Source organism: Rhodoferax sp. AJA081-3 (genome assembly GCF_017798165.1).
GTDB lineage: Bacteria > Pseudomonadota > Gammaproteobacteria > Burkholderiales > Burkholderiaceae_C > Allorhodoferax.
In genome coordinates, this window is sequence record NZ_CP059068.1 from 4281615 (window position 1) to 4301908 (window position 20294).

Annotated in this window: 17 protein-coding genes and 1 pseudogene; 11 read left to right on the forward strand and 7 right to left on the reverse strand. The window is 60.9% G+C overall.

Annotation, left to right across the window (positions count from 1 at the left end; translation table 11 throughout):
- The first annotated feature begins 72 nt into the window (after positions 1 to 72).
- A complete protein-coding gene (locus tag HZ993_RS20045; RefSeq protein ID WP_209394467.1) occupies positions 73 to 858 on the forward strand; it encodes a glutathione S-transferase N-terminal domain-containing protein in 786 nt (261 codons plus the stop codon).
- Positions 859 to 864: 6 nt separating this feature from the next.
- Here the strand turns inward: HZ993_RS20045 and HZ993_RS20050 are convergent, their stop codons facing one another.
- A complete protein-coding gene (locus HZ993_RS20050) occupies positions 865 to 1614 on the reverse strand; it encodes an anti-sigma factor domain-containing protein (RefSeq protein ID WP_209394468.1) in 750 nt (249 codons plus the stop codon).
- Positions 1611 to 2213, reverse strand: coding sequence for an RNA polymerase sigma factor (locus HZ993_RS20055; RefSeq protein ID WP_209394469.1), 603 nt, complete (start codon positions 2211 to 2213; stop codon positions 1611 to 1613). Before HZ993_RS20055 ends, HZ993_RS20050 begins: the two co-directional genes overlap by 4 nt.
- Positions 2214 to 2439: 226 nt before the next feature.
- Here HZ993_RS20055 and HZ993_RS20060 point away from each other — a divergent pair, with 226 nt between their 5' ends.
- A complete protein-coding gene (locus HZ993_RS20060; protein WP_209394470.1) occupies positions 2440 to 3258 on the forward strand; it encodes a FecR family protein in 819 nt (272 codons plus the stop codon).
- 7 nt (positions 3259 to 3265) lie between these two features.
- On the opposite strand, the gene HZ993_RS20065 is transcribed toward HZ993_RS20060, so the two are convergent.
- Positions 3266 to 5536 carry a TonB-dependent receptor gene (locus HZ993_RS20065; protein WP_209394471.1) on the reverse strand — a complete coding sequence of 757 codons (2271 nt, stop codon included), beginning with the start codon at positions 5534 to 5536 and terminating at the stop codon, positions 3266 to 3268.
- Positions 5537 to 5663: 127 nt separating this feature from the next.
- Positions 5664 to 7610, reverse strand: coding sequence for an AsmA family protein (locus tag HZ993_RS20070; RefSeq protein ID WP_245213705.1), 1947 nt, complete (start codon positions 7608 to 7610; stop codon positions 5664 to 5666).
- Positions 7611 to 7755: 145 nt separating this feature from the next.
- On the opposite strand from HZ993_RS20070, the gene HZ993_RS20075 reads away from it, so the two are divergent.
- The 6 genes and pseudogenes from HZ993_RS20075 to HZ993_RS20105 all read left to right on the forward strand — a co-directional run bounded on the left by HZ993_RS20075 (position 7756) and on the right by HZ993_RS20105 (position 14780).
- Positions 7756 to 8115, forward strand: a complete 360-nt coding sequence (locus tag HZ993_RS20075; protein ID WP_209394473.1) for a hypothetical protein — start codon at positions 7756 to 7758, stop codon at positions 8113 to 8115.
- A gap of 17 nt (positions 8116 to 8132) precedes the next feature.
- Positions 8133 to 9878, forward strand: a complete 1746-nt coding sequence (gene kaiC, locus HZ993_RS20080) for a circadian clock protein KaiC (RefSeq protein ID WP_209394474.1) — start codon at positions 8133 to 8135, stop codon at positions 9876 to 9878.
- Positions 9875 to 10165: a circadian clock KaiB family protein gene (locus HZ993_RS20085; RefSeq protein WP_209394475.1), complete on the forward strand. Its 291-nt coding sequence runs from the start codon at positions 9875 to 9877 to the stop codon at positions 10163 to 10165. The genes kaiC and HZ993_RS20085 overlap by 4 nt, the downstream gene beginning before the upstream one ends.
- Positions 10162 to 12567 carry an EAL domain-containing protein gene (locus HZ993_RS20090; RefSeq protein WP_245213706.1) on the forward strand — a complete coding sequence of 802 codons (2406 nt, stop codon included), beginning with the start codon at positions 10162 to 10164 and terminating at the stop codon, positions 12565 to 12567. Before HZ993_RS20085 ends, HZ993_RS20090 begins: the two co-directional genes overlap by 4 nt.
- Positions 12568 to 12702: 135 nt before the next feature.
- Positions 12703 to 13691 (forward strand): annotated as a pseudogene (locus tag HZ993_RS20095) (IS30 family transposase).
- A 225-nt stretch (positions 13692 to 13916) separates the two neighbouring features.
- Positions 13917 to 14780 (forward strand): hypothetical protein, encoded by an 864-nt coding sequence (locus HZ993_RS20105; protein ID WP_209394477.1) that lies wholly within the window; start codon positions 13917 to 13919, stop codon positions 14778 to 14780.
- 14 nt (positions 14781 to 14794) lie between these two features.
- Here the strand turns inward: HZ993_RS20105 and ctlX are convergent, their stop codons facing one another.
- Both ctlX and HZ993_RS20115 read right to left on the reverse strand, forming a co-directional pair.
- Positions 14795 to 15697, reverse strand: coding sequence for a citrulline utilization hydrolase CtlX (ctlX, locus tag HZ993_RS20110; RefSeq protein WP_209398642.1), 903 nt, complete (start codon positions 15695 to 15697; stop codon positions 14795 to 14797).
- A 38-nt stretch (positions 15698 to 15735) separates the two neighbouring features.
- A complete protein-coding gene (locus HZ993_RS20115) occupies positions 15736 to 16878 on the reverse strand; it encodes an ornithine cyclodeaminase (protein ID WP_209394478.1) in 1143 nt (380 codons plus the stop codon).
- A 135-nt stretch (positions 16879 to 17013) separates the two neighbouring features.
- On the opposite strand from HZ993_RS20115, the gene HZ993_RS20120 reads away from it, so the two are divergent.
- Positions 17014 to 17439 (forward strand): Lrp/AsnC family transcriptional regulator, encoded by a 426-nt coding sequence (locus tag HZ993_RS20120; RefSeq protein WP_209394479.1) that lies wholly within the window; start codon positions 17014 to 17016, stop codon positions 17437 to 17439.
- Between the two features lie 53 nt (positions 17440 to 17492).
- On the opposite strand, the gene HZ993_RS20125 is transcribed toward HZ993_RS20120, so the two are convergent.
- Positions 17493 to 17894 (reverse strand): hypothetical protein, encoded by a 402-nt coding sequence (locus HZ993_RS20125; protein WP_209394480.1) that lies wholly within the window; start codon positions 17892 to 17894, stop codon positions 17493 to 17495.
- 227 nt (positions 17895 to 18121) lie between these two features.
- Between HZ993_RS20125 and HZ993_RS20130 the strand changes: the two genes are divergently transcribed.
- Both HZ993_RS20130 and HZ993_RS20135 read left to right on the forward strand, forming a co-directional pair.
- A complete protein-coding gene (locus HZ993_RS20130; protein WP_209394481.1) occupies positions 18122 to 19036 on the forward strand; it encodes a hypothetical protein in 915 nt (304 codons plus the stop codon).
- A gap of 41 nt (positions 19037 to 19077) precedes the next feature.
- Positions 19078 to 20289 carry a hypothetical protein gene (locus HZ993_RS20135; protein WP_209394482.1) on the forward strand — a complete coding sequence of 404 codons (1212 nt, stop codon included), beginning with the start codon at positions 19078 to 19080 and terminating at the stop codon, positions 20287 to 20289.
- Positions 20290 to 20294: the final 5 nt, after the last annotated feature.

A 20294-nucleotide genomic window follows, 5' to 3' on the forward strand; every position in this document is an offset into this window, starting at 1 on the left:
GCGGAGTATCCGCGGCATTTTTTGGATGGTCAAGCGTGCACAATGGGCGAAACCAATCGAGGGCGAACCAACATGCCAAGCAAAGCGAAGCACCAGATCAACGTGCTGCAATCCGTGGTCACCTCCACCCTGAGCGCCTGGCGCGGTACCAGTGTCGTCAAGGCGTCCAAGCAGCCCAAAAAGCGGCTGCAGCTCTACGATATGGAAGGCTGCCCTTACTGCCGCCGGGTGCGCGAAGCCCTGACCGCCTTGGGCCTGGATGCCGAGATTTATCCTTGCCCCAAACGCGGTAAACGCTTTCGCCCACAGGCGGCACGCCAGGGCGGCAAACGCCAGGTCCCGCTGCTGGTAGACCCCAATACTTCCACCCGGCTGTACGAGTCGGCCGATATCGTCGATTACCTGTTCAAGACTTATGCGGACCGCGCGACACCGTTTGCCTATACCAAGGGGCTGCTGGCTCCTGTGCTGGGTGGTGTGGGCTCGTTGGTGAGTGGCATGCGTGGCACAACGGCGCGCAAGGCAAACCATCCCAAGAAGTTGTTGGAGCTGTGGAGCTTTGAGTCCAGCCCGTACTCACGCCTGGTGCGGGAGCGCCTGACGGAGCTGGAGCTGGCCTATGTGTTGCACAACATCGGCAAGGAGCAGTTCGCGGATATGGGACCGGCCGTGCGGCGTGTGCTGCCTGGCCCCTACAAGCCGCGTGCCGGCGGCCGTCGTGAAAAGCTGCTGGCAGAACACGGGCGGGTGCAGGTGCCTTACCTGGAAGACCCGAACACGGGCACCAAGCTGTACGAGTCGGCCGACATCATCGATTACCTGGAGCGGCAATACGCTCAAAAAACTCTCAGCCTCTGAGCCCGCTCACCACAGCTTGGCGCAGTTGCCGCTGAACAGGACCGGCCCCTGCGGGCTGGCAGGTGCCGCATCGGTTTCCAGCGTGATGCTCAGTTTGCTCACTTTGGAGAATAACTTTTCCGAGGTATCGGGCAGGTTGGATACGGCGGATCCTGTGGCTGGAACAATACCGACTGCAAACGGCAGTCCTTCCGCAGGGTAGGCCCACAACACCATGTGGCCCGCGGGCTGCGCCATGATCGGGCCGATGATTTTCACCGTCATGGTCTTGCCGTGGCGCAGTGAACTGACCAGCACTTTGCCATTGCCCGCAGCATCGGTCAGCAGGCCGACATAGCTGGGCGGCAGGCGCTCACCGGAGCGCATGGCGATCTGTTCACTGGACACAAAGAGTGTGGGTGCCAGGAAAAACAGTGCAGTGGCAGCTACTACGCCTGCGGCCAGCCCGCCGAAACCAAAACCCGCGGGCATCAGCCAGCCCAGCCAGGCCGGTGGCTTGAGGGGCGCCAGCGGTTGGGGCTTCTTGGCTGGCTGGGTGCGCGCGGCAATGGCCGGCCATAGTTTTGCCGAGGGCTTTTCGGGGGGGATGGAAATGGCCAGTTCTCCCAACCGGATTTCCCACTGGGTAACGCGCATTTGAACGTCGGCGCGGTCGCTGCGCAGCCGCTCAAAGCGTCGCCGGGCACCGCCTTGCAACGTGCCGAGTACATAAGATGAGGCCAGGTGGTCCAGCAGCTCGGGTTGGGTGTACCTCATGCCACCACCCCTTGTCCCGCCAGGCAGGTCTTGAGTTTTTCCAGACCCCGGCGTATCCAGGCTTTGACAGAACCCAACGGCGCGCCCATCTGGGCCGCCACCTCGGTGTGGGACAGGCCCTGGTAGTAGGCCAGGGCCAGGCTTTGGCGGTGGCTTCCCTCCAGCGCGCTCATGCACGCCTCGATATGCAGTGCCTGGGTCGCCTGCTCCAGCAGTTGCATGGCGCTGGGGTTTGCGCCGGCGGTAGACCCCGGTTCAGCGTCTTCGGTCAGGTCATCGTCCTGCGACAGCTCGCTTTCCTTGCGGCGGGTGCGCGTGCGCAGTGCGTCCAGCGCCTTGTTGCGCACAATCGCAATCAACCATGTCATGGGTTGAATGGATTGCCCGCCAACCTCGCTGCGGTAGCCTCCAGCACTTTTCCAGATACTCACATACGCCTCTTGCAAAACATCCTCCGCCGACTGTCCATTGCCCAATATACGTACGGCAACGCCAAACAGATGCGTGTGGGTGCGTTGGTAGAGGTGTGCAAAGGCGCCGTGGTTGCCTTGGGCGGCAAAGCCAATCAACTCCTGCAGACTCAGGGTGTCCAGTTTCATGCGCGCCAGTATAGGGAGTTCTGTGAATAGCTTGCCTGCCCTGCATCCAAATTTCAATCCCGACCGTATATCCGGTATCGGTTGTGTGATGGCAGCCGTCGAATCCCCCTCAGGAGAATAGTCATGGGACGTTTGTCTGCAAACAAGGCGTGTGTTGCGCTGCTGGTCAGCATGGTGTGGCTGCATAACGCATGGGCGTCGGCCGCGCCGCCCGCAGCAGTGGTGGATGGGGTTGTCATGCTCCGCCTGGCTGGAGCGCGCGGGTCAACGCCAGCCCATTGTTCCTGGCATGGTGCTGCAAGAGCGTGACCGCATTGAGACTGGAGCCAACGCGCGTATTTTGCTGACCCTGCCCGAGGGCAGCAAGGTCAAACTGGGCGAACGGGCGCAACTGGGTTTTGATGCCCTGGTGGCCCGGCGTGAGGGGCAGGATGGCGGTGTGTTTATGAAGTCCGCCATCAACGTAGTGACCGGTGCATTCCGGTTTACGACGGACGTGTTGTCCAAGGCACGCAGCCGCCGCGAGGTGGACATCCGCCTGGCGACCGTAACGGCGGGCATTCGCGGTACCGACCTGTGGGGCAAACAGGGCGGAGCCAAGGAAATCGTCTGTCTGCTGGAAGGCAAGATCGAGGTCACGCGCGACCCGGTGGCCGGCCAGAACACGGCGCCCGTCATCTTGGACCAACCGCTGCAGTTCTACATTGCTCCCAAAGGCGAGCCGACCTTGCCGATAGGCCGCGTGCCAGAAGCACAACTGGCCCAGTGGGCGGCAGAGACCGACATCGCGCGGGATGCAGGTGGCGCCACCGTGGGCGGGCGTTGGAAGGTGCGCTTTGATGCCGACACCTCGTTTGCCGGCGCTATGGCGCTCTATGAAGACCTGCGCAACCAGGGTTATGCCGCGCAATTTCAGCCCGAAAAAAAAGCTGGCAAGCGCATCTATGTGGTGCAACTTGCCAACTTGTCCAGCGAGGGTGATGCCCGCGCACTGGCGACCCGGCTGGGCCAGGGCGCAAGCGCCATGCCCAGCGTGGGTCGCTAAAAACGCCTTACATCGTCATCTTGAACTGCACACCGTAGGTGCGCGGGTCGTTGATGAAACCGGTCAGGTTGTTGAAGTCGATGGCACCGGTCACACGCACCTGGTTGGTGATGTTGCGGCCGAAGATGGCGGCTTCGTACTTGCCGTTGCCCCAGTTGTAGCCCAGGCGCAGGCCGCCTTCCAGCAGGGGAGGGGCGGTGAACTCGGCAGACTTGTACAGGAACAGATTGGTCTCGCTGCGGTAGGCCCAGTCGGTGTAGATGAAGTATTCACCACCGTTGGCCGCGGGGATGCCGTAGCGCGCGGTCACGTTGGCAATCCACTTGGGTGCATTGGGCAGCGGGTTGCCGTCGATCAGGGCCAGCCCGGCTGCGTTCTTGGTGTTCAAGACCGTGCAGCCACCGCAGGTGCCCACCGCCAGGGATGGATCCTGAATGGCGGTTTGGTTGTAACTGCCGCTCAGGGTCACCAGGAAGTTCGGCGTCAGGTAGGCGTCGAAGTTCACCTCTACGCCTTCACCCATGGAGTTCTTGGCGTTGAGCAGGCGCACGGCGTTGTTGCTGCCACCCACGGCGGTCAACTGCTGGTCTTTCACGTCGTAGTGGAACAGGCTGACGGATGCGCGGGCGCGCTTGTCAAACAGGTCGCTCTTGACACCCACTTCAAACGAGGTGGTGGTCTCTGGGTTGGCCTGGTTCAGCGGTCCAAAAGGACCTGCTGGCTGGATACTGGCGCCGCGGAAACCGGTGGCCACGCGTCCAAACAGGTTGGTGTCCTTGTCCAGCTTGTAGGTGGCGCCCATGTCCCAGCTGACCTGGCTGTTGTCGCTGCTGGAGCCCAGGCCGTTGGCGGTGTTGGTGGGGTTGGGGTCACCGGCTGGCAGGGGCTGGGTGTTCAGGTTTTTCTTGTCCTGTGTGTAACGCAGGCCGCCGCGCAGTTTCAGGGCATCGCTGACGGCATAGGTCAGGCCACCAAACACGGCATAGGTGTCGTTGGTCTGGTCGGAGCGCAGCGTGGCACCCGATTGCACGTTGTTGGCCAGCGTGTTGTAGGTGTAGCTGTCAAAGCCCAGCTTCTCCTGGAACAGGTACGCACCGGCTTGCCAGGTCAGCGGGCCCTTGCCCTTGGATTCCAGGCGAATTTCCTGGGTAACCTGCTGGTGGTCGCGCACGCCGGCCGCACTTTCCGATGGGAAGGGGATGAAACCCGGGCCGCCGCCTGTGGGCAGGAAGGCGGCGCCATAACCACCGTCGATGTCACCGCGGCTGTAGGCGTTGACGGTTTCGTAGCCGGTGATCGAGTACACGTTGAAGTCGGTCAACGACCATTTCAGCTTGGCGCTGGCGCCGGTATTGCTGAGGTTTTGTTTGTTGATGCCGTCGGTGTAGATGCGCGCAGGGTCGAAGTCGTCTACCAGGTCGTTTGTGCCCTTTTTGATGATGTTGGCGCGGAACAGACGGGCACTGCCATTCAGATCACGGCCATGCACATTAAACAGGGCGCTGAACATGCCGCCACCGTCGTAGGCGGCCTGCACACGCACGGCGCGGTCGTCATAACCTTCCAGGTCTTTGGTGGGGCTCTTGTCGTTCTTGACCCAGTTGTCACGGTGCTGCAACTGCGCCGAGATGCGGGCATTCCATTCGCCAGACAGCGGCAGGTTGAATGCGGTCTCCAGCGCGGCCGTGCCATACGTGCCGTAGGACGCGTTGAAATAACCGTCGGTGGACTTGGAGGGTTTGACCGAATCGATCTTGACCACACCAGCCGGTGTGTTGCGGCCAAATAGCGTGCCCTGGGGGCCGGCCAACACTTCAATGCGGTCCACATCAAACACCGGGAAGCCCTTGAGGATGGGGTTTTCTTGCACGATGTCGTCATAAATCAGCGACACGGGCTGGGACGCGTTGGAGCGGAAGTCGGTATTGCCATAACCACGGATATAGAAGCGGGGAAAAGCGCGACCAAACGAGGATTCGATGTTCAGGCTGGGCACGCGGCCCGACAGCATGCGAATGTCCATGCCACCGGTGTTCAGCACATCAAATTTTTCACCGGAGATGGTAGAAATGGAGCTGGGAACGTCTTTGACGTTTTCCGCACGGCGTTCGGCCGTCACGGTTACGGCTTGCAGCACGCCCGCTTGTGGTGCAGCAGCCGTCTCGGCGGGTGCAGCGGTTTGGGCTACGGCAAACGCCATAGGCCACAGCAGGGCCATGCCAACCATGAGCGGTGTAGGTGAAAAGCGGGTGCGGCCTGAGCGGGCAGTTTTTTGCATGGGTAGTGCTTTCTTGAATAGTTGGTCAGGAAATTGTCGCACGACACATGCAAATACCGCGCCACCTTGGCGGTGCGTTGGCTTTGCGCTACACCCGGATAGGCACGTTGGGGACGCCTATTGACGGTTACCGCGGCACGGCCTTGGCCTCGCGCATCAATTGGCTGCAGTCACTGTCCTGTCCCGGGCCGGGATCAATCAGTGGGATCAACGCCAAAAAGGGGTTGAGCAGACCCAGTGCCACGGCTCCTGCAGCCCGTGCGGCGATGCGGCCCTTGTCCACCCCTACGTTTGGTTTTGCAAAGGTGCCGCGGATGTGGATGGGGCTGCGCAGCGCCAACGGGCTGGTGCGTTTGGTCTTCTGGTTGAGTGTGATGTCCAGGGTTTCGCGGGCCAGGTCGACGCGGCCGCTGCCAAACAGGGTGGTGACATCGGTGTCGAAGACCAGCGAGTCGATGTTCATAACGCCGCTCTTGACTTCAAAGTCGGCCAGCGCACACCGCAGCTTGATGCGCCGGTCACCCGCCACACTCAGTTGCAGGATTTCGAACACATGCAGGCCCGCCTTTTCCATCATCAGCTGGCTGACCTCGCCTTGGGCAATGCCCAGCGCGATCTGGCCGTTGCCAGTAGCCAGCATGCCGCCAATGGAGTTGCCGCTGCCCGATAGCGAAAAGGCGCCGTTGATTTCACCCAGGCTGGCCTGGTTCAGCGCCACAGTGGGGAACGTTTTGGATAACAGCAGTTTGCGCACCTGCGCCTGCACCTTGGCCTTGATGGGTTTGCTGCGTCCATCCAGAGTGATGTTGGCACGCACGTGGCCGCCCGCAACGCCAAAGTCCAGCGGGGTCAGTGTCAGCACTGCGTCCTGCAGCTTCAGCTGCACGTGCAGATCGTCCAGCGGCAGGGCTGTGGCGCGGCGAATCTGTTTGGCCTTCAGGCCCACGTCGGCGTCCATGCTGGTCCAGCGGTCCGCATTGAAGGGAATGTCGGGCAATACACCTTTGGTCTTTGGCGTTGCCGGGGTTGCAGTTGTGGTGGCGGGCGGTGGGGCGTCGGTGGCGCGTTTGCCAATGACGGGCGCCAAGTCATCAAGGTCCAGAACCTTGGATGTGAGTTGGGCGGTCAGCTGTGGGCGTGTGCCGCCGGTGACGACCTGGGCCGATCCGGCCAGATCGCTGTTGCCCATGCGACCGGAAAACGCCTCGTAGCGCCAGCTGTTGCCATGGTGGGCCAGGCGCCCCCGCATGGCATACGCGGGCGTGGCCGGCGCCGGAATGCCCAGCAGGGGATAGAGTTGCTCCAGGCTGTCGCCGGTGATCGCCAGCTGCATGTCAACGGCGGACAGCTTGGTCAAGCCAGTAACCGTGCCAGATGCCTTGATGCGGGTGCGCCCCAAAGTGGCGTCCACGGTGAGTGGGTAGGGCGTGCGTTCGTCACGCAACGCCAGGACCGGCCCTCCGCTGCCTGCAGCCTTGACCGGCAGGCCGTGGAACTGACCGGTGGTGCTGAAACTGACCCCTGGCGGCCCTTGCGGCGGTGGGTTGCCGGTTGTTGCCGCGGCCGTTGTAAGGCTTGAACGGAGGAGGGTTTTGGTGGCGCGGTCTTCATACCCCAGCGTGCCCTGGTCCAGCGTCAGCTGGCCGATGTGCACGCGTGCGCTTTCGTCCTGCTGGTCCAGGTCGAGCAGCCAGTTTTTCTTGCCCTGTGCGTCCTGCTCCAGAAAAACGGTTGGGTGGACCAGGTGGACGGTGGGCAGCACCACATTGCGGATCAGCAGCTGTGGCACATCCACACTGATTTCCACCGCGTCCGCCGCCACCATCTGCTTCTCGCGCGCCCAGGGCGGATTGGCAAACGTCACAGCATTGGCGCGTAGGGTGGGCGCGGGCCAGGCCAGCCGCAGCGAAAGATCGCCCTGGATGGCGAGCACGCGGCCGGTCTTCTGATGGGTCAGGTTCTCGATAGGTGTCCGCAACCAGTTCCAGCCAAAGATGGCGATCAGCAGTGCAGCCAACACGACGGGCGTAACCAGCAATGCAGCCAGCCACAGAAAGATACGTTTCCACCTCATGCCGCCATTGTCTGGCGCGCAATCCATGTGTTCTGTTCGCGGGCGTACATACAGGCTTGCAACCAAGGCCTAGTCTGTGGTTTCCAATCAGAAAGCTACGATTATGCAAACACCATCACCTTCTTTTATTCGCCTGACGCTCACAATGGCCACACTCCTGGTCTCTGCGGGCGCAGCGCTGGCCGCAGGCCCCTCGCGTGAAATTGCCGATGCGCAAGAACGCTACCGCCAGGAGATGGCGGTTTGCAACAGCGGGCAGTCCCATCAGGATGTAAAAATCTGCCGCACCGAGGCGCGCAACGCCTTGGCTGAGGCCAAGCGGGGCGGCCTGGCGGAAGCTGCGCCCAACCAGTACAGCCGCAACGCGGTGCAACGCTGTTCAGAGTTTCAGGGTGATGAACGCACGGCCTGCGAGGCGCGTGTATTCAACCCGTCACGTGTGGATGGCAGTGTCTCCGGCGGTGGCCTGGTGCGGGAAAGTGTGATTGTGGTACCGGTGCGCTGATCAGCACCCCAATGGTCATGAAAACCGACCGCACGCCGCTGGTGACCGGGGTAGGCAAGGCGCCAACCGGCATCTCCGGATTTGACACCATCACGGGCGGTGGTTTGCCGTTGGGCCGCACCACGCTGCTGGTGGGCGGGCCCGGTTCGGGCAAGACCGTATTTGCCCTGCAGTTTTTGGTGAACGGTGTGCAGCAACACAACGAGCCTGGCATTTTTGTTGCCTTTGAAGAGTCTTCCCAACGCATTCTGGACAACGCCAGTGGCTTTGGCTGGAAGCTCAAGCCTGCCCAGCGCAAGAAGCTGCATTTTTTGAACGCGCAGCCACAGCCAGATCTGGTGCAGTCGGGGGACTTTGACTTTTGTGGCTTGCTAGCCGCATTGCAAGCCCAAGCCCAGTCCACGGGCGCGCGGCGCATTGTGTTTGACGCGCTCGACATGGTGCTGGCCCTGTTGCCCGACCCACAGGCCCAACGGCGAGAGATCTACCGCCTGCATACCTGGCTGCTGGCGCGTGGTCTCACCGGCATCATCACCCTCAAGGCCGACACCGATGACACCCATGCCGTCAGCCAGCAGCCCTTTGGATTTATGCAGTTCATGGTGGACTGTGCGGTCATCCTCAAGCACAGTGTGGTGCAAGGCGTATCACAGCGCAGTCTGCGGGTGCAAAAATTCCGCGGCTCCAGTTTTGACGAGAACGAGTCCCCCTTCCTGATTGGCAATGGTGGATTGGAAGTAGCCGGTGCACGCACCCTGGACAATGTAGATACCCAGGTCACCACCGAGCGCATCTCCAGTGGGGTGGAGCGCCTGGACACCATGCTGGGCGGTGGCTACTACCGTGGCGCCAGTGTGCTGGTGACCGGGTTTTCGGGCACCGCCAAAACCACGCTGAGCGGCGCCTTTGTGCAGGCCGCCTGCCAGCGCGGGGAGCGCACACTGTTTGTCAGTTTTGACTCCGAAGGCGGCGAGGTGATTCGCAACTTGGCCTCCGTGGGCATACGGCTGGCACCTTTTGTGAAGAATGGCATTCTGCGCATGGCTTCGGCCCGCACCATATCTGGCAGCGCAGAAACCTACCTGGTGCGTATCAAGGCACTGGCACAGGAACACCGCGCGCGCTGCGTTGTGATTGATCCGGTCTCGACCTGGTCCAAGTCGGGCACAGATCTGAATACCCACAGCGTTGCCGAACGCCTGATCGACTGGTCCAAGGCCGATGGCACGACCCTGTTGTGCACCCGCCTGCTGGATGAAATGTCCAGCCCGGCCGAAGGCAGTTCGCCCCTGCAACTCTCGGCCCAGGTGGACACCTGGATCCACCTCAACTACCTGGTGCAGGCCGGTGAACGCAACCGCGGCCTGTCCATCATCAAGTCACGCGGCACAGCGCATTCGAACCAGGTACGTGAGCTGATACTGAGCGACAGCGGCGTCACGCTGGCCGATATCTATACCGCCGGTGGTGAGGTGCTGATGGGTACCTTGCGATGGGAAAAGGAACGCGCCGAACGCGTGGCCAGCGAGGCCGTTGAGGTTGCTCGCAAACTCAAACGCGTGCGGCTGGACGCCGAAGAGGCTGAGCTGGAGGTGCGTGTGAAGTCCCTGCAGACCGAGCTGGCAGCCAAACAGATCGAGAAGGCCTTGTTGCTCAGCAGCTCCAAGAGCCTGGCGGGCGATGTCTCGCGTGACCGAACCCGTTTGGAGGAATTGCGCGGCGCAGACGCCACACCGCCAACAAGAAGCGGAGGTGTGCCATGAGCCGCCCTCCCGTCTTCAAGTTCCGGCTGTACGTGGCCGACGATTCCCTCAACTCCGCGCAGGCGCGCACCAACCTGGCCATGCTGTGCAAGACCCACCTGCCGGGGCGCCACGAAGTAGAGCTCGTGAGTGTTTTCAAAGACCCCCAGCGCGCCTTGACGGATGCCGTCTACATGACACCCACCCTGGTACGGTTGTCGCCGCTACCGGTGCGCCGTATTGTGGGCACCCTCAGCCAGACTGCGCTGGTGCTGCGTGCGCTGGACCTGGAGGTTGGTTTGCCGTGACTACCGCGCCTGCACCGTCGCCCGAAGTGAGCGAAGAGGTCCGTGCGCTGATCGAGACCCTGCACGTGACCGGCCAGCGGCTGGAGGAACTGACGGCGGGCGAGGTGGATACGGTGGCCAACCGCGAAGGCAAGCCCTTCTTGTTGCGGCGTGCACAAGACCACCAGCGTGTGAGTGTGGCGGCCAAACAGAGTGCCATCCTCAATGCACTGCCGGCCCACATTGCCCTGCTGGACGCCCAGGGCCGCATCGTCGCGGTGAATACTGCGTGGTGCCGTTTTGGCAATGCCAACAGCCTGACCGGTCCGGTTCCGGGGCTTGGGCTGAACTACCTGGATCTGTGTGATGGCGCCGAGGGTCTGGATAGCGCCCCGGCCCATGCCGCCGCGGCAGGCATTCGCTCGGTTTTGCATGCCCAAGCCCCGAGTTTTACGATGGAGTACGCCTGCCACGCGCCGACCGAACCGCATTGGTTCCAGATGAGCGTGACGCCGCTGTTCGAGGACCATCCGAACGGTGTGGTGGTCATGCACCTGGACATCAGCGCACGCAAGGCCGCAGAAGACCGCATCGTCTACCTGAACCGGGTGTACGCCACGCTCAGTGGTATCAACACCTTGATTGTGCGGGTCCGAGACCGCGACACCCTGTTCAGCGAAGCCTGCCGTGTCGCCGTGGAGGCGGGGGGCTTTCAGATGGCATTGATTGGCACGGTGGATAGAGACACACAGCGTGTTGCCTTGGTGGCCTCATCCGGCGTGGATGCGGCATTTGGTGCTGCGCTGGCAGGGCACTTTGCATCGCTGGGAAGCGGCGCCGCTGGAAATGCCGTGGTCGCACGGGTGATCAGTGAGAACAAGAGGGTGGTGGTCAACGAACTGCAGAACAACCCCGCAATGGTGTTTGAAAAAGTGTATGCCGAGCGGGGTGTCAACTCCATGGCCATCCTGCCGCTCATCTTGGTGGGGCAAACGGTGGGCCTGTTGACACTGTATGCCAGTGAGCCGGATTTTTTCCGCGACGAAGAGCTCAAGCTGCTCGACGAACTGGCGTGCGACGTGGCCTTTGCCATGGACCACATCGACAAGCAGGAGCGTATCGACTACCTGGTCTATTACGACGTACTGACCGGCCTGGCCAACCAGCACCTGTTTTTGGAGCGCCTGGCCCAGTACATGCAAAACGCCGCCAGCGCCGGCCACCAACTGGCCGTGTACCTGATTGACCTGGAGCGCTTTAAGAATATCAATGACAGCCTGGGCCAGGCCGCGGGTGATGCTTTGTTGCGCCAGGCGGCGCAATGGCTGACGCACAACGTGGGCGACGCCACGTTGTTCGCGCGCCTGGGCGCGGACCACTTCGCGGCCGTTTTGCCGGTGGTGCAGCATGCCGACGATGTGGCGCGATTTCTGGAAGGCAAGCGCGAGGCCTTCCAGGAGCATCCCTTTCTGGTGGGCGACGCTGTACTGCGGGTGGCCATCAAGGTGGGTAGTGCATTGTTCCCGCGGGATGGCGCGGACGCGGCCAGCCTGTTCAAAAATGCGGAGGCCGCACTCAAGCAGGCCAAGGCCCGGGGCGAGCCCTACCTGCTATACACCCCTGCCATGACGGCGGCGGTTGCGAACAAGGTGGCGCTGGAGAACCAGTTGCGCCTGGCGCTGGACCGGGGTGAGTTTGTATTGCACTACCAGCCCAAGGTCAACCTGGCGACCGGTGCCATGACCAGCGCCGAAGCGCTGCTCCGCTGGAACGACCCGCGCACCGGCCTGGTACCACCGGGCCAGTTCATACCCGTGCTGGAAGAAACTGGCTTGATCCATGCCGTGGGCCGTTGGGCCCTGCGCCAGGCCATTGCCGACTACTTGCGCTGGCGTGCGGCGGGGCTTGCGGTGGTGCGCATTGCGGTGAATGTGTCACCACTGCAACTGCGCAATCGCAACTTCATCGACGAGGTGCGCAAGGCCATCAGCATCGACCCCCATGCACAGGACGGTGTGGAACTGGAAATCACCGAGAGCCTGATCATGGAGGATGTGAAACACAGCATCGCCAGCCTGCAGGCGATCCGCACCATGGGTTTGACCGTGGCCATTGACGACTTTGGCACCGGCTTCTCGTCGCTGAGTTACCTGGCCAAGTTTCCCGTGGACACGCTGAAGATCGACCGCTCCTTTGTGTTGGACATGACCGAATCACCCGAGGGCCTGGCCCTGGTATCCACCATCATCAACCTGGCCCATGCACTGCGGCTCAAGGTCGTAGCCGAGGGTGTGGACAGCGAGGACCAGCTGCGCCTGTTGCGGGTGCTGGGCTGTGACGAAATGCAGGGTTACCTGTTCAGCCAGCCGGTGCCCAGTGCAGTGTTTGAGGCCAAATACCTGGTGCCATCTGCGGTTAACTAGTGACCAGAATCTGGGGTATTGCAAGGTGGATTTTGGTGGGCGGATTCAAGTACGAAGTGCAACGTTTTAGAAACGGGTTAGGCCAAGAGTGAATAGGATGCACTTTTGTGACCGGCCAGTCCCAAACGTTGCACCATGACCTATACACACTTGACCCAAGAAGAACGATACCAAATTCACAACCTCACGCGCCAAGGCATTCATCTGTCGCAAATTGCAGCAGAGCTTGGACGTAGCAGCTCGACGATCAGCCGCGAGCTCAGGCGCAATGCCAGTGCCCGGGGCTACCAACCTGCACTGGCCCAAGACAAAGCGACTCAGAGACAGACACAGCGTCGCAATGCACGCCAGTTCGAGCCAGAGCAGTGGCAACTCGTGGAGCTGTATCTGCGCCTGAGCTTGTCTCCCCAGCAAGTCAGTGACCGCCTGGCTTTAGAGGATCGTTTGTCGATTAGCACCGAAGCCATCTACCAATACGCCTATGCCAACAAAGCCCAGGGCGGTGATTTAGTCGGGTACTTGCGCTGTCAAAAACTTCGTAGAAAGCGCTATGCCAGTGGTCGAGAGCGCCGTGGGGTACTCAAGAACCGGGTCGGAATTGAACATCGCCCCGCAGTGGTGGATAGCAAGAAGCGCATAGGCGACTGGGAGGGCGATACGGTGATCGGCGGGGGGCGCAAAGGCGTGTTGGTGACACTGGTGGAACGCAAGTCCCGCTATACCTTGGCGCATCCACTACGCTCCAAGCACAGTGCGGGGGTGACGCAGGCCATTGTCGATTTGCTGCGCCCCACAGACATGCCTGCAAGACACTGACCTTTGACAACGGCAAGGAGTTCGCTGAGCACGAATTCATTGCAAGTTGTTTGAGGGCGAAGGTGTACTTTGCCAAGCCCTACTGCTCATGGCAGCGTGGGCTCAATGAGAACACCAACGGGCTGCTGCGACAGTTCTTTCCAAAGGGGTGCAGTTTGCTCAAGGTGACACAGGCTCAGGTCGATGAAGCTGTGTACTTACTCAATCATCGGCCTCGTAAGTGCCTGGGCTATCGCACACCGCATGAGGTCTTCTACAACCTACCCGTCAGACCTCTTACACTGCATTCCGTTGCGCTTTGTACTTGAATCCGCCGTGAAATTGGCCTGTAGCCCCCGTAAAATATCATGCATTCGCTATGAAATAAATAGCAGCCTGTGCGCAATATTGATCTGACGGTTTGCCACATACCATGCAGCGAATTCATAGCGTTTAGCTATTGTGTTGTGCAGCGCAATACCGCGTCTGTATGCCAAAAGTCGTAGACTCTTGCGACCCGCCAGGTGGCGGTGATTTTCAAGAGGGATAGAAAAATGCGCACACGATTGTTGACCACTTCACTACTGATGGCCGCGCTGGCTGTGTTTTTGGCGGGTTGCATGGAGACGGCTCCCAAAGCAGCCGAGACAACACAGGCCGCCCCTGCTCCTGCGCAAGCATCGGGCCCAACATTCGGCAACCCTTCGCCCAACGCCGGTACCTCGACATCGAACAAGGCCAATGCCGCTGCTGATGCCGCTGCCTACAAAGAAGTGGCCTACAAGAATGCCAACAAGAAGGGCCCCGCGCTGATTGTTATCCCCGGCGATATCAAAAGCGCCAACGCTACCTTCACGCAAAAATTCTCCCCTAATAACATTGCCGACTTTGGCGAGCTGGAGCTGTCCCAAGCCAATTTCACGGTGCTGGAGCGTGCCAATCTGGGGCATTTGTTGAACGAGATCACGTTGGCCTACAACCTGGGCAATGTGGCGCAGGCACGCAAGACCATGCAGGTCGGCAAGCTCAAGACCACCAAATGGATCGTCAAGTTCGACATCCTGAAGGCGGAGCAGATTGCGGCCAACACCAAAGGTTTTGATGGTCAGGCCATTGGTGGTCTGATCGGATCTCTGTCCGGCACACGGGGTGGTTATGCGACAGGCCAGGTGGTTGGTTCGGTCAAAACCGGCGACTCCACGGGCGTCTGGCTGATCGGCATGCGCTACAAGATCATGAACGCCAACACCACCGAGCAAGTGGCCCAGGGCTACAAGGAACTGAAGATGGAAGTTGGCGCCACCAGCACCAGCGTGATGGGTATCTCGGAGAGCGCCAAGGGTGGCGTGGGTCTGGACACCATGATCCAGCGCCTGATCCAGACCGCCGTCTGGGATATTGACGCCAAGTACAAGTAAAGAAGACCCGGCCTTCAGGCCGGTACCAGCGGCCGGCTTCTGAGGTGGATGCCGGCCAGCATGCAGCGCACCGAGCCACCTGCCAGTTCGATGGTGGGGACGTCCAGCGGCAATAGCTGGACGTGGTTTTCCAAAGCCCTGATCTGGTCCGCTTGCAGCGCCCGCACCGCGCGGGACGATATCGCCAGCAGGCGACCATGCTTCCCCTGTAACTCCAGCGCATTGCCTGCAAACTCGGCGATCTGTGCGCCGCTCAGTGCGACCAGTTCGCGGCCGCTTTCCTGCAGCCGCGCACGCACTTCCTGGCGCCGCGCTGGGTCGGTGATCATGTCAAAACCTGCCATTGCGAAGTCTGTGCCTATGCACATCAGCACATTGGTGTGGTAAACCGCCCGGCTCTGGGCGTCCGCCGCGTCAAACAGCATGGGCTCAAAGTTGAAGTGGGTGCAAAAACGCTCCAGCGCCAGCGGGTTGGCCCGGTTGGAGCGGGCCACGTAGGCCACGCGGTCGATATGGTCCAGCACCATGGCACCGGTGCCTTCCAGGTACACCTGGTCTTGTTCCAGGCCGGAGTAGTCGATGACATCCTGCACGCGGTAGTCTTGCTTGAGCAGGTCCACCACGTCCTGGCGCCGCTCCCGTTGCCGGCTGGGCATGGCCATGGGGTAGATGGCGACATGGCCACCGGCGTGTGTGGAGAACCAGTTGTTGGGGAACACGGCGTCGGGTGTGTGCTGGCCGGTGTCTTCAAACAGGTGCACAGCTACCCCGGCATCTTCCAGTCTACGCACCATGGTGCTGACCTCTGCGTAGGCGCGGGCCGCGGTCTCTGCATCGGTCTGCGCGGGGCTGCGGGTTTGGAAGGCGTTGTCTTGCAGCGTGTCCGGGTTGGAGCGAAACGCATGGGGCCGCACCATCACCACCGCGGCAGGTGCCTGCACCGAGAAGCGCTGGCTCACGCCACCGCTTCCAGTACGGCGTGGGTCGGGCTTGTCGCGCCGCCGCTAGCCTGCTGCCGCGTGGTGGCGGGCACCGTGGGTCGTACCAACTGGTACAAATCCTTGGGGTCTGCCAAGGCGGGGATCAGCGGGATGTGGGCACCCAGGTTCAGCGACTGCGCCAGATCATGCACATAACGCAGTGCCGAGAAATCTTCCATGGCAAAACCAACCGAGTCAAAGAAGGTGATCTGTTTGGCGTTGTCACGACCGGCCTGCAGACCGGATAGAACCTGCCAGAGTTCGGTCACACCAAAGTCGGCGTCCATCTGCTGCAGGTCGCCTTCGATGCGTGTTTGGGGCTCGTATTCCACAAACACCTTGGCGGCGCGCAACACATCGGCGTGGATTTCGGTCTTGCCAGGGCAATCGCCGCCCACACCGTTGATGTGCATGCCGGGTGTCAGCATCTCGGGGGTGATGATGGTGGCATTCGTCTTGTCGGCGGTGACGGTCGTCACTATGTCCGCGCCGCGCACGGCCTCCGCGGTGCTGTTGCACACAACCAGGCGCAGACCGGCGGCGTCGGGGTTGTTTTGCAGGTTGCGCAGAAGCTTGGCGGTGGCGCGGGTATCCACGTCGAACAAACGAATTTCCTCAATGCCGACCAGGTGGTGGAAGGCCAGCGCCTGGAATTCGCTTTGCGCACCGTTGCCGATCAACGCCATCACACGGCTGTCGGGGCGTGCCAGTGCACGCGCAGCCACGGCAGACGTGGCGGCCGTGCGCATGGCGGTGGTCAGCGTCAATTCACTAATCAACAGCGGAAAGCCACTGGCCACATCGGCCAGCACGCCGAATGCCATGACGGTGGGCAGGCCCACAGCGGTGTTTTTGGGGTGGCCGTTGACGTATTTGAAGGTGTAGGTATTGGCGTCGGCAATCGGCATCAGCTCGATCACGCCATCTGCGGAGTGCGCCGCCAGGCGGGCCGATTTATCAAAGCTTTGCCAGCGCAGAAAATCCTGGCGAATGTAGGTGGCCATGCCTTGAAGTGTGGCGGCCAAGCCAGAACGGCTGACGATGCTGGCTACGTCTTGCGGGCTCAGGAACAGCGTGTTGTAGGGCGTGTTGTTGCGGGGGCTGGATGGTGTTGTCATGGTCTCTCTCCTCGTGGATCGCAAGGGCCTGCAATCGGTAGAAAGAAGTATGGTTTTGTGACCAAACAATAACAATCGTCAACAATGCATAAAAATAGCTAAATTATTGCCATTTCGGCATGGTAAATTGCCACTATGGATGAAACGGACCACAAATTGCTGTCCTTGCTGCGGCAAGACGCCCGCCTTACCGTGGCGGCACTGGCTGCCAAGTTGAAGGTGTCGCGGGGTACGGTCACCAACCGCATCCGGCGGCTGGAAGACGAGGGGGTGATCGTGGGCTACACCGTGCGCCTGCGCCCGGACGTGCAGCACAACACCATCAAGGCCTGGATGAGTATTGCGGTAGACGGCAACCAGACCCGTGCGGTGATTGCCAGCCTGCTAGGTGAACCCGGTGTGGCGACTTTGCACGACACCAATGGAAGGTGGGATCTGTTGGCCGAACTGCGGGCCGAATCGCTACAGGAGCTGGCCAAGGTGCTGGAGCGTATCCGCCTGCTCAAAGGCATCAGCAATACGGAGACCAGTATCCACCTGGAGACGTTCAGGGCGTCTTGACCACCACCACTACGTGTTGGTGGTCGTCAGGGGTTGAAAGACTACCCGGCGCCTCAGTCTTTGTGTTTGTTTCCTTTGCCATGGCCCTTGCCATTGCCATTTCCGTGGCCCTTGTCTCCGTGGCGGTTGCGCTCTTCATAACGCTCCCGCACCCAATCTTCCTGCACAAAGTAGACCGGCTGACCACAGGCGTTGTAACGGCCGCAGTGTTTTCGCCAATTCTTCTGATGCCCTGGTGGCACATACAGGTACACCGGTTGCTGGTGAACCGCGATGGGTGTTTGCAGGATGACAACCGGTTGCGGGTAAACGATGCGGGGCTGGGGGAAAGCTCCAATATCGATGCGCCCGTAAACCCCTGGTTGGTTGATGCCGATGGAAACGCCGACATTGGTTTGAGCCAGTGCGGGTGCGAGGGTACATGCGGCGAGCGCAAGGGCGAACAGCTTTTTCATATTTTTCTCCAGTGGTCCAAACACATCCAACGGGCAATCGTCTGTCTCAGACGACTGCGATGCGATTGTGAATGTAAAACTTTGTCTATCTGGTCTCTGTTGGTTAGCGAACATAGCGCGGTTCTGGGGCGTGGGGGCAGCGCGGGTATTCCCCAGTTGTTACGCGCTGGCGCATTGGAGACACTTGCGCACCCCAATAAGTTGAATCCAGATTCAAGGAGTTATCCATGCGTTCTGTTAGCTTGGCTTTTTTCCGTCAAAACCCCGCACATGCGGTCAAGGCACTTGCGGTTTTCCTGGTTCTTTTAGCGGGTGGGGCCTATGCCACCAATTACTCGTTGTGGATCAATGGTCGCAACAATCCCAACGCCCAGGCAGGTAACCACGCAGATTTCACGTATTGGGGCCCAGCCAGCACCGCTGCCGGTGTGAACAAAAAGTCGGTCAATTGGGATGGCTTCAGCCGCGTCTCTGACCAGAACTACCGCGTTCGGGATGCATTGGATTGTTATTGCACCGGCAACAACTGGTGTTACATCGCCGCCCACAGCGCGGGCAATTTGCAGATTGGCTACGCTCTGTCGCTGTACGGTGGCTCGGCGCGCAGCAAGAAAAACGCCACGCCCAATGCATCGGGGGTGTGCGGCAATAGCGACGGCACAACGCAGACCGGCTGGAATATCAAATGGGTGGACGTGGCAGCCGGAGCGGGTGGTGGCAGCGAACTGGCCAATGTAGGCAGCTGGGCCGTATCGGACCCGCTGACATCTGATCTCAAAACCGCAACGGCGCGTGCGTTGTACGACCACAACCAGACCCGTTCCAAATGGTTCTATATGTATGCAGGCTCCAAAGGCACGCTGTACTCTGCCGTTTTGCCCGGGCAGGACGATGAGGCTGTTGCCTACCATTCTTCGGGCGGTGTGTCGGGCAGCGGTGGCGCCGGGTTCTGCAATCCTTCGGACTGGTTTTGCAATGACCTGACACTGGGTACCGCCGCCAATGAAGGCGGCAAGGCCAAGTGGAGTTTCCATTCTGTGAAGTTCCGTGACGATGGCGAGGCCTTGAACCACTACACCAATGGTGCCTGGGGCGGCGTGGTGTCCAAAGTCCGCGCGGACATGGCGGCCAACGCCAATTGATGCTTCCTCCACCTATTCGCAAGACCTAAGTGGTGTGAACTTTGGCGCGCAAGGCTAAGGCGGTTTGGCTGGGCGGCGCACTGGTTGCGCTTGCCGCGCTGGGTTGGTATGGCTTCGGCGCAGACAGCGACGCGGACGCCGCGGTTGGCAGTACACGCCAGCTGTCCGCATCCTTGGGGCCAGCGCAGGCAGCGTCACAGCCCGTTGTGGCAGGCAGTGGACCGTACAGCGCAGCGGGCTTGCAGTCGCGCCAGGAGCAACTAGTGCTGTGGCGTGGCCGCTACGAGCGGGCAGAACAGATTTATGCCAGTTACCGCGACGCCACGCGTTACCCCTATGACTCACGCCCGATTGCCGAGCACCCGGATCAGGTTCGCCCGTTTGCCCCAATTGCCGAAGAGCTGAAGCTGCGCAATGCCAATGGCGAAGAGGTCAAGGGCTTGCGTCTGCGCACCAGCCAGGAGCGTGTGTTTCTCAGTGGCTCCGAGAGTGTGAAGTTCACCGTTGCGGTGCGGGACGAAAACGACCGCCCCTTGCCCCTGGTGATCCGCAATGCACGGGCCCAGTCCATTCCCGATTCGCGTACACCCATCCAGTTGGTGCAAACCAGCGTGGCTTTTTCGGACGACGGGGCCAGCGCAGACGATGCGTCGGGGGATGGCACCTATTCCGGGCGGTTGACGCCAGCCAGCCAGGGGTTTCAGAACTTTGGTGGCACCATCCGCTTGCTGGTCGAGTTGGCGGCAGATGGCAAACAGGGTGTCGTCCACTTCGATGTGGTCTACGTGCCCGACGTGCCCGCCACCTGGACGGGGGTGCGCGAGGCGCTGGAGGCCGGGTCACTGAACTTCTACCTGAAGGCCCAGGTGCGCCAGGCGGGCCGCTACGTGGTCAGTGCAAGGGTGGACGATGCCAATGACGTGCCCTTTGCATTGCTGCAGTTCAACGACGAGGTGGCGGCCGGTAGCCGCGAATTCAAGCTCCAGGTGTTTGGCGCCCTGGTACTGGACAAAAGCCCCGCCTTTCCCTTGCGCCTGCGGGATGTGGACGGCTTTTTGCTGATACCTGACAAATTTCCGGACCGCAGCACCATGGCACGCCAGGCGGGTGTTGTGCATGTGAGCGCGTCCTACCCCAAGAGCCGCTTTTCACCGGCAGAGTGGAGCAGCGAAGAACGCCAGCGTTACCTGGCCGAATACGGAAAAGATGCAGAGACCGCCAGGCGCCAGGTCGAAGAGCTTTCTAGCCGATAAAGGCC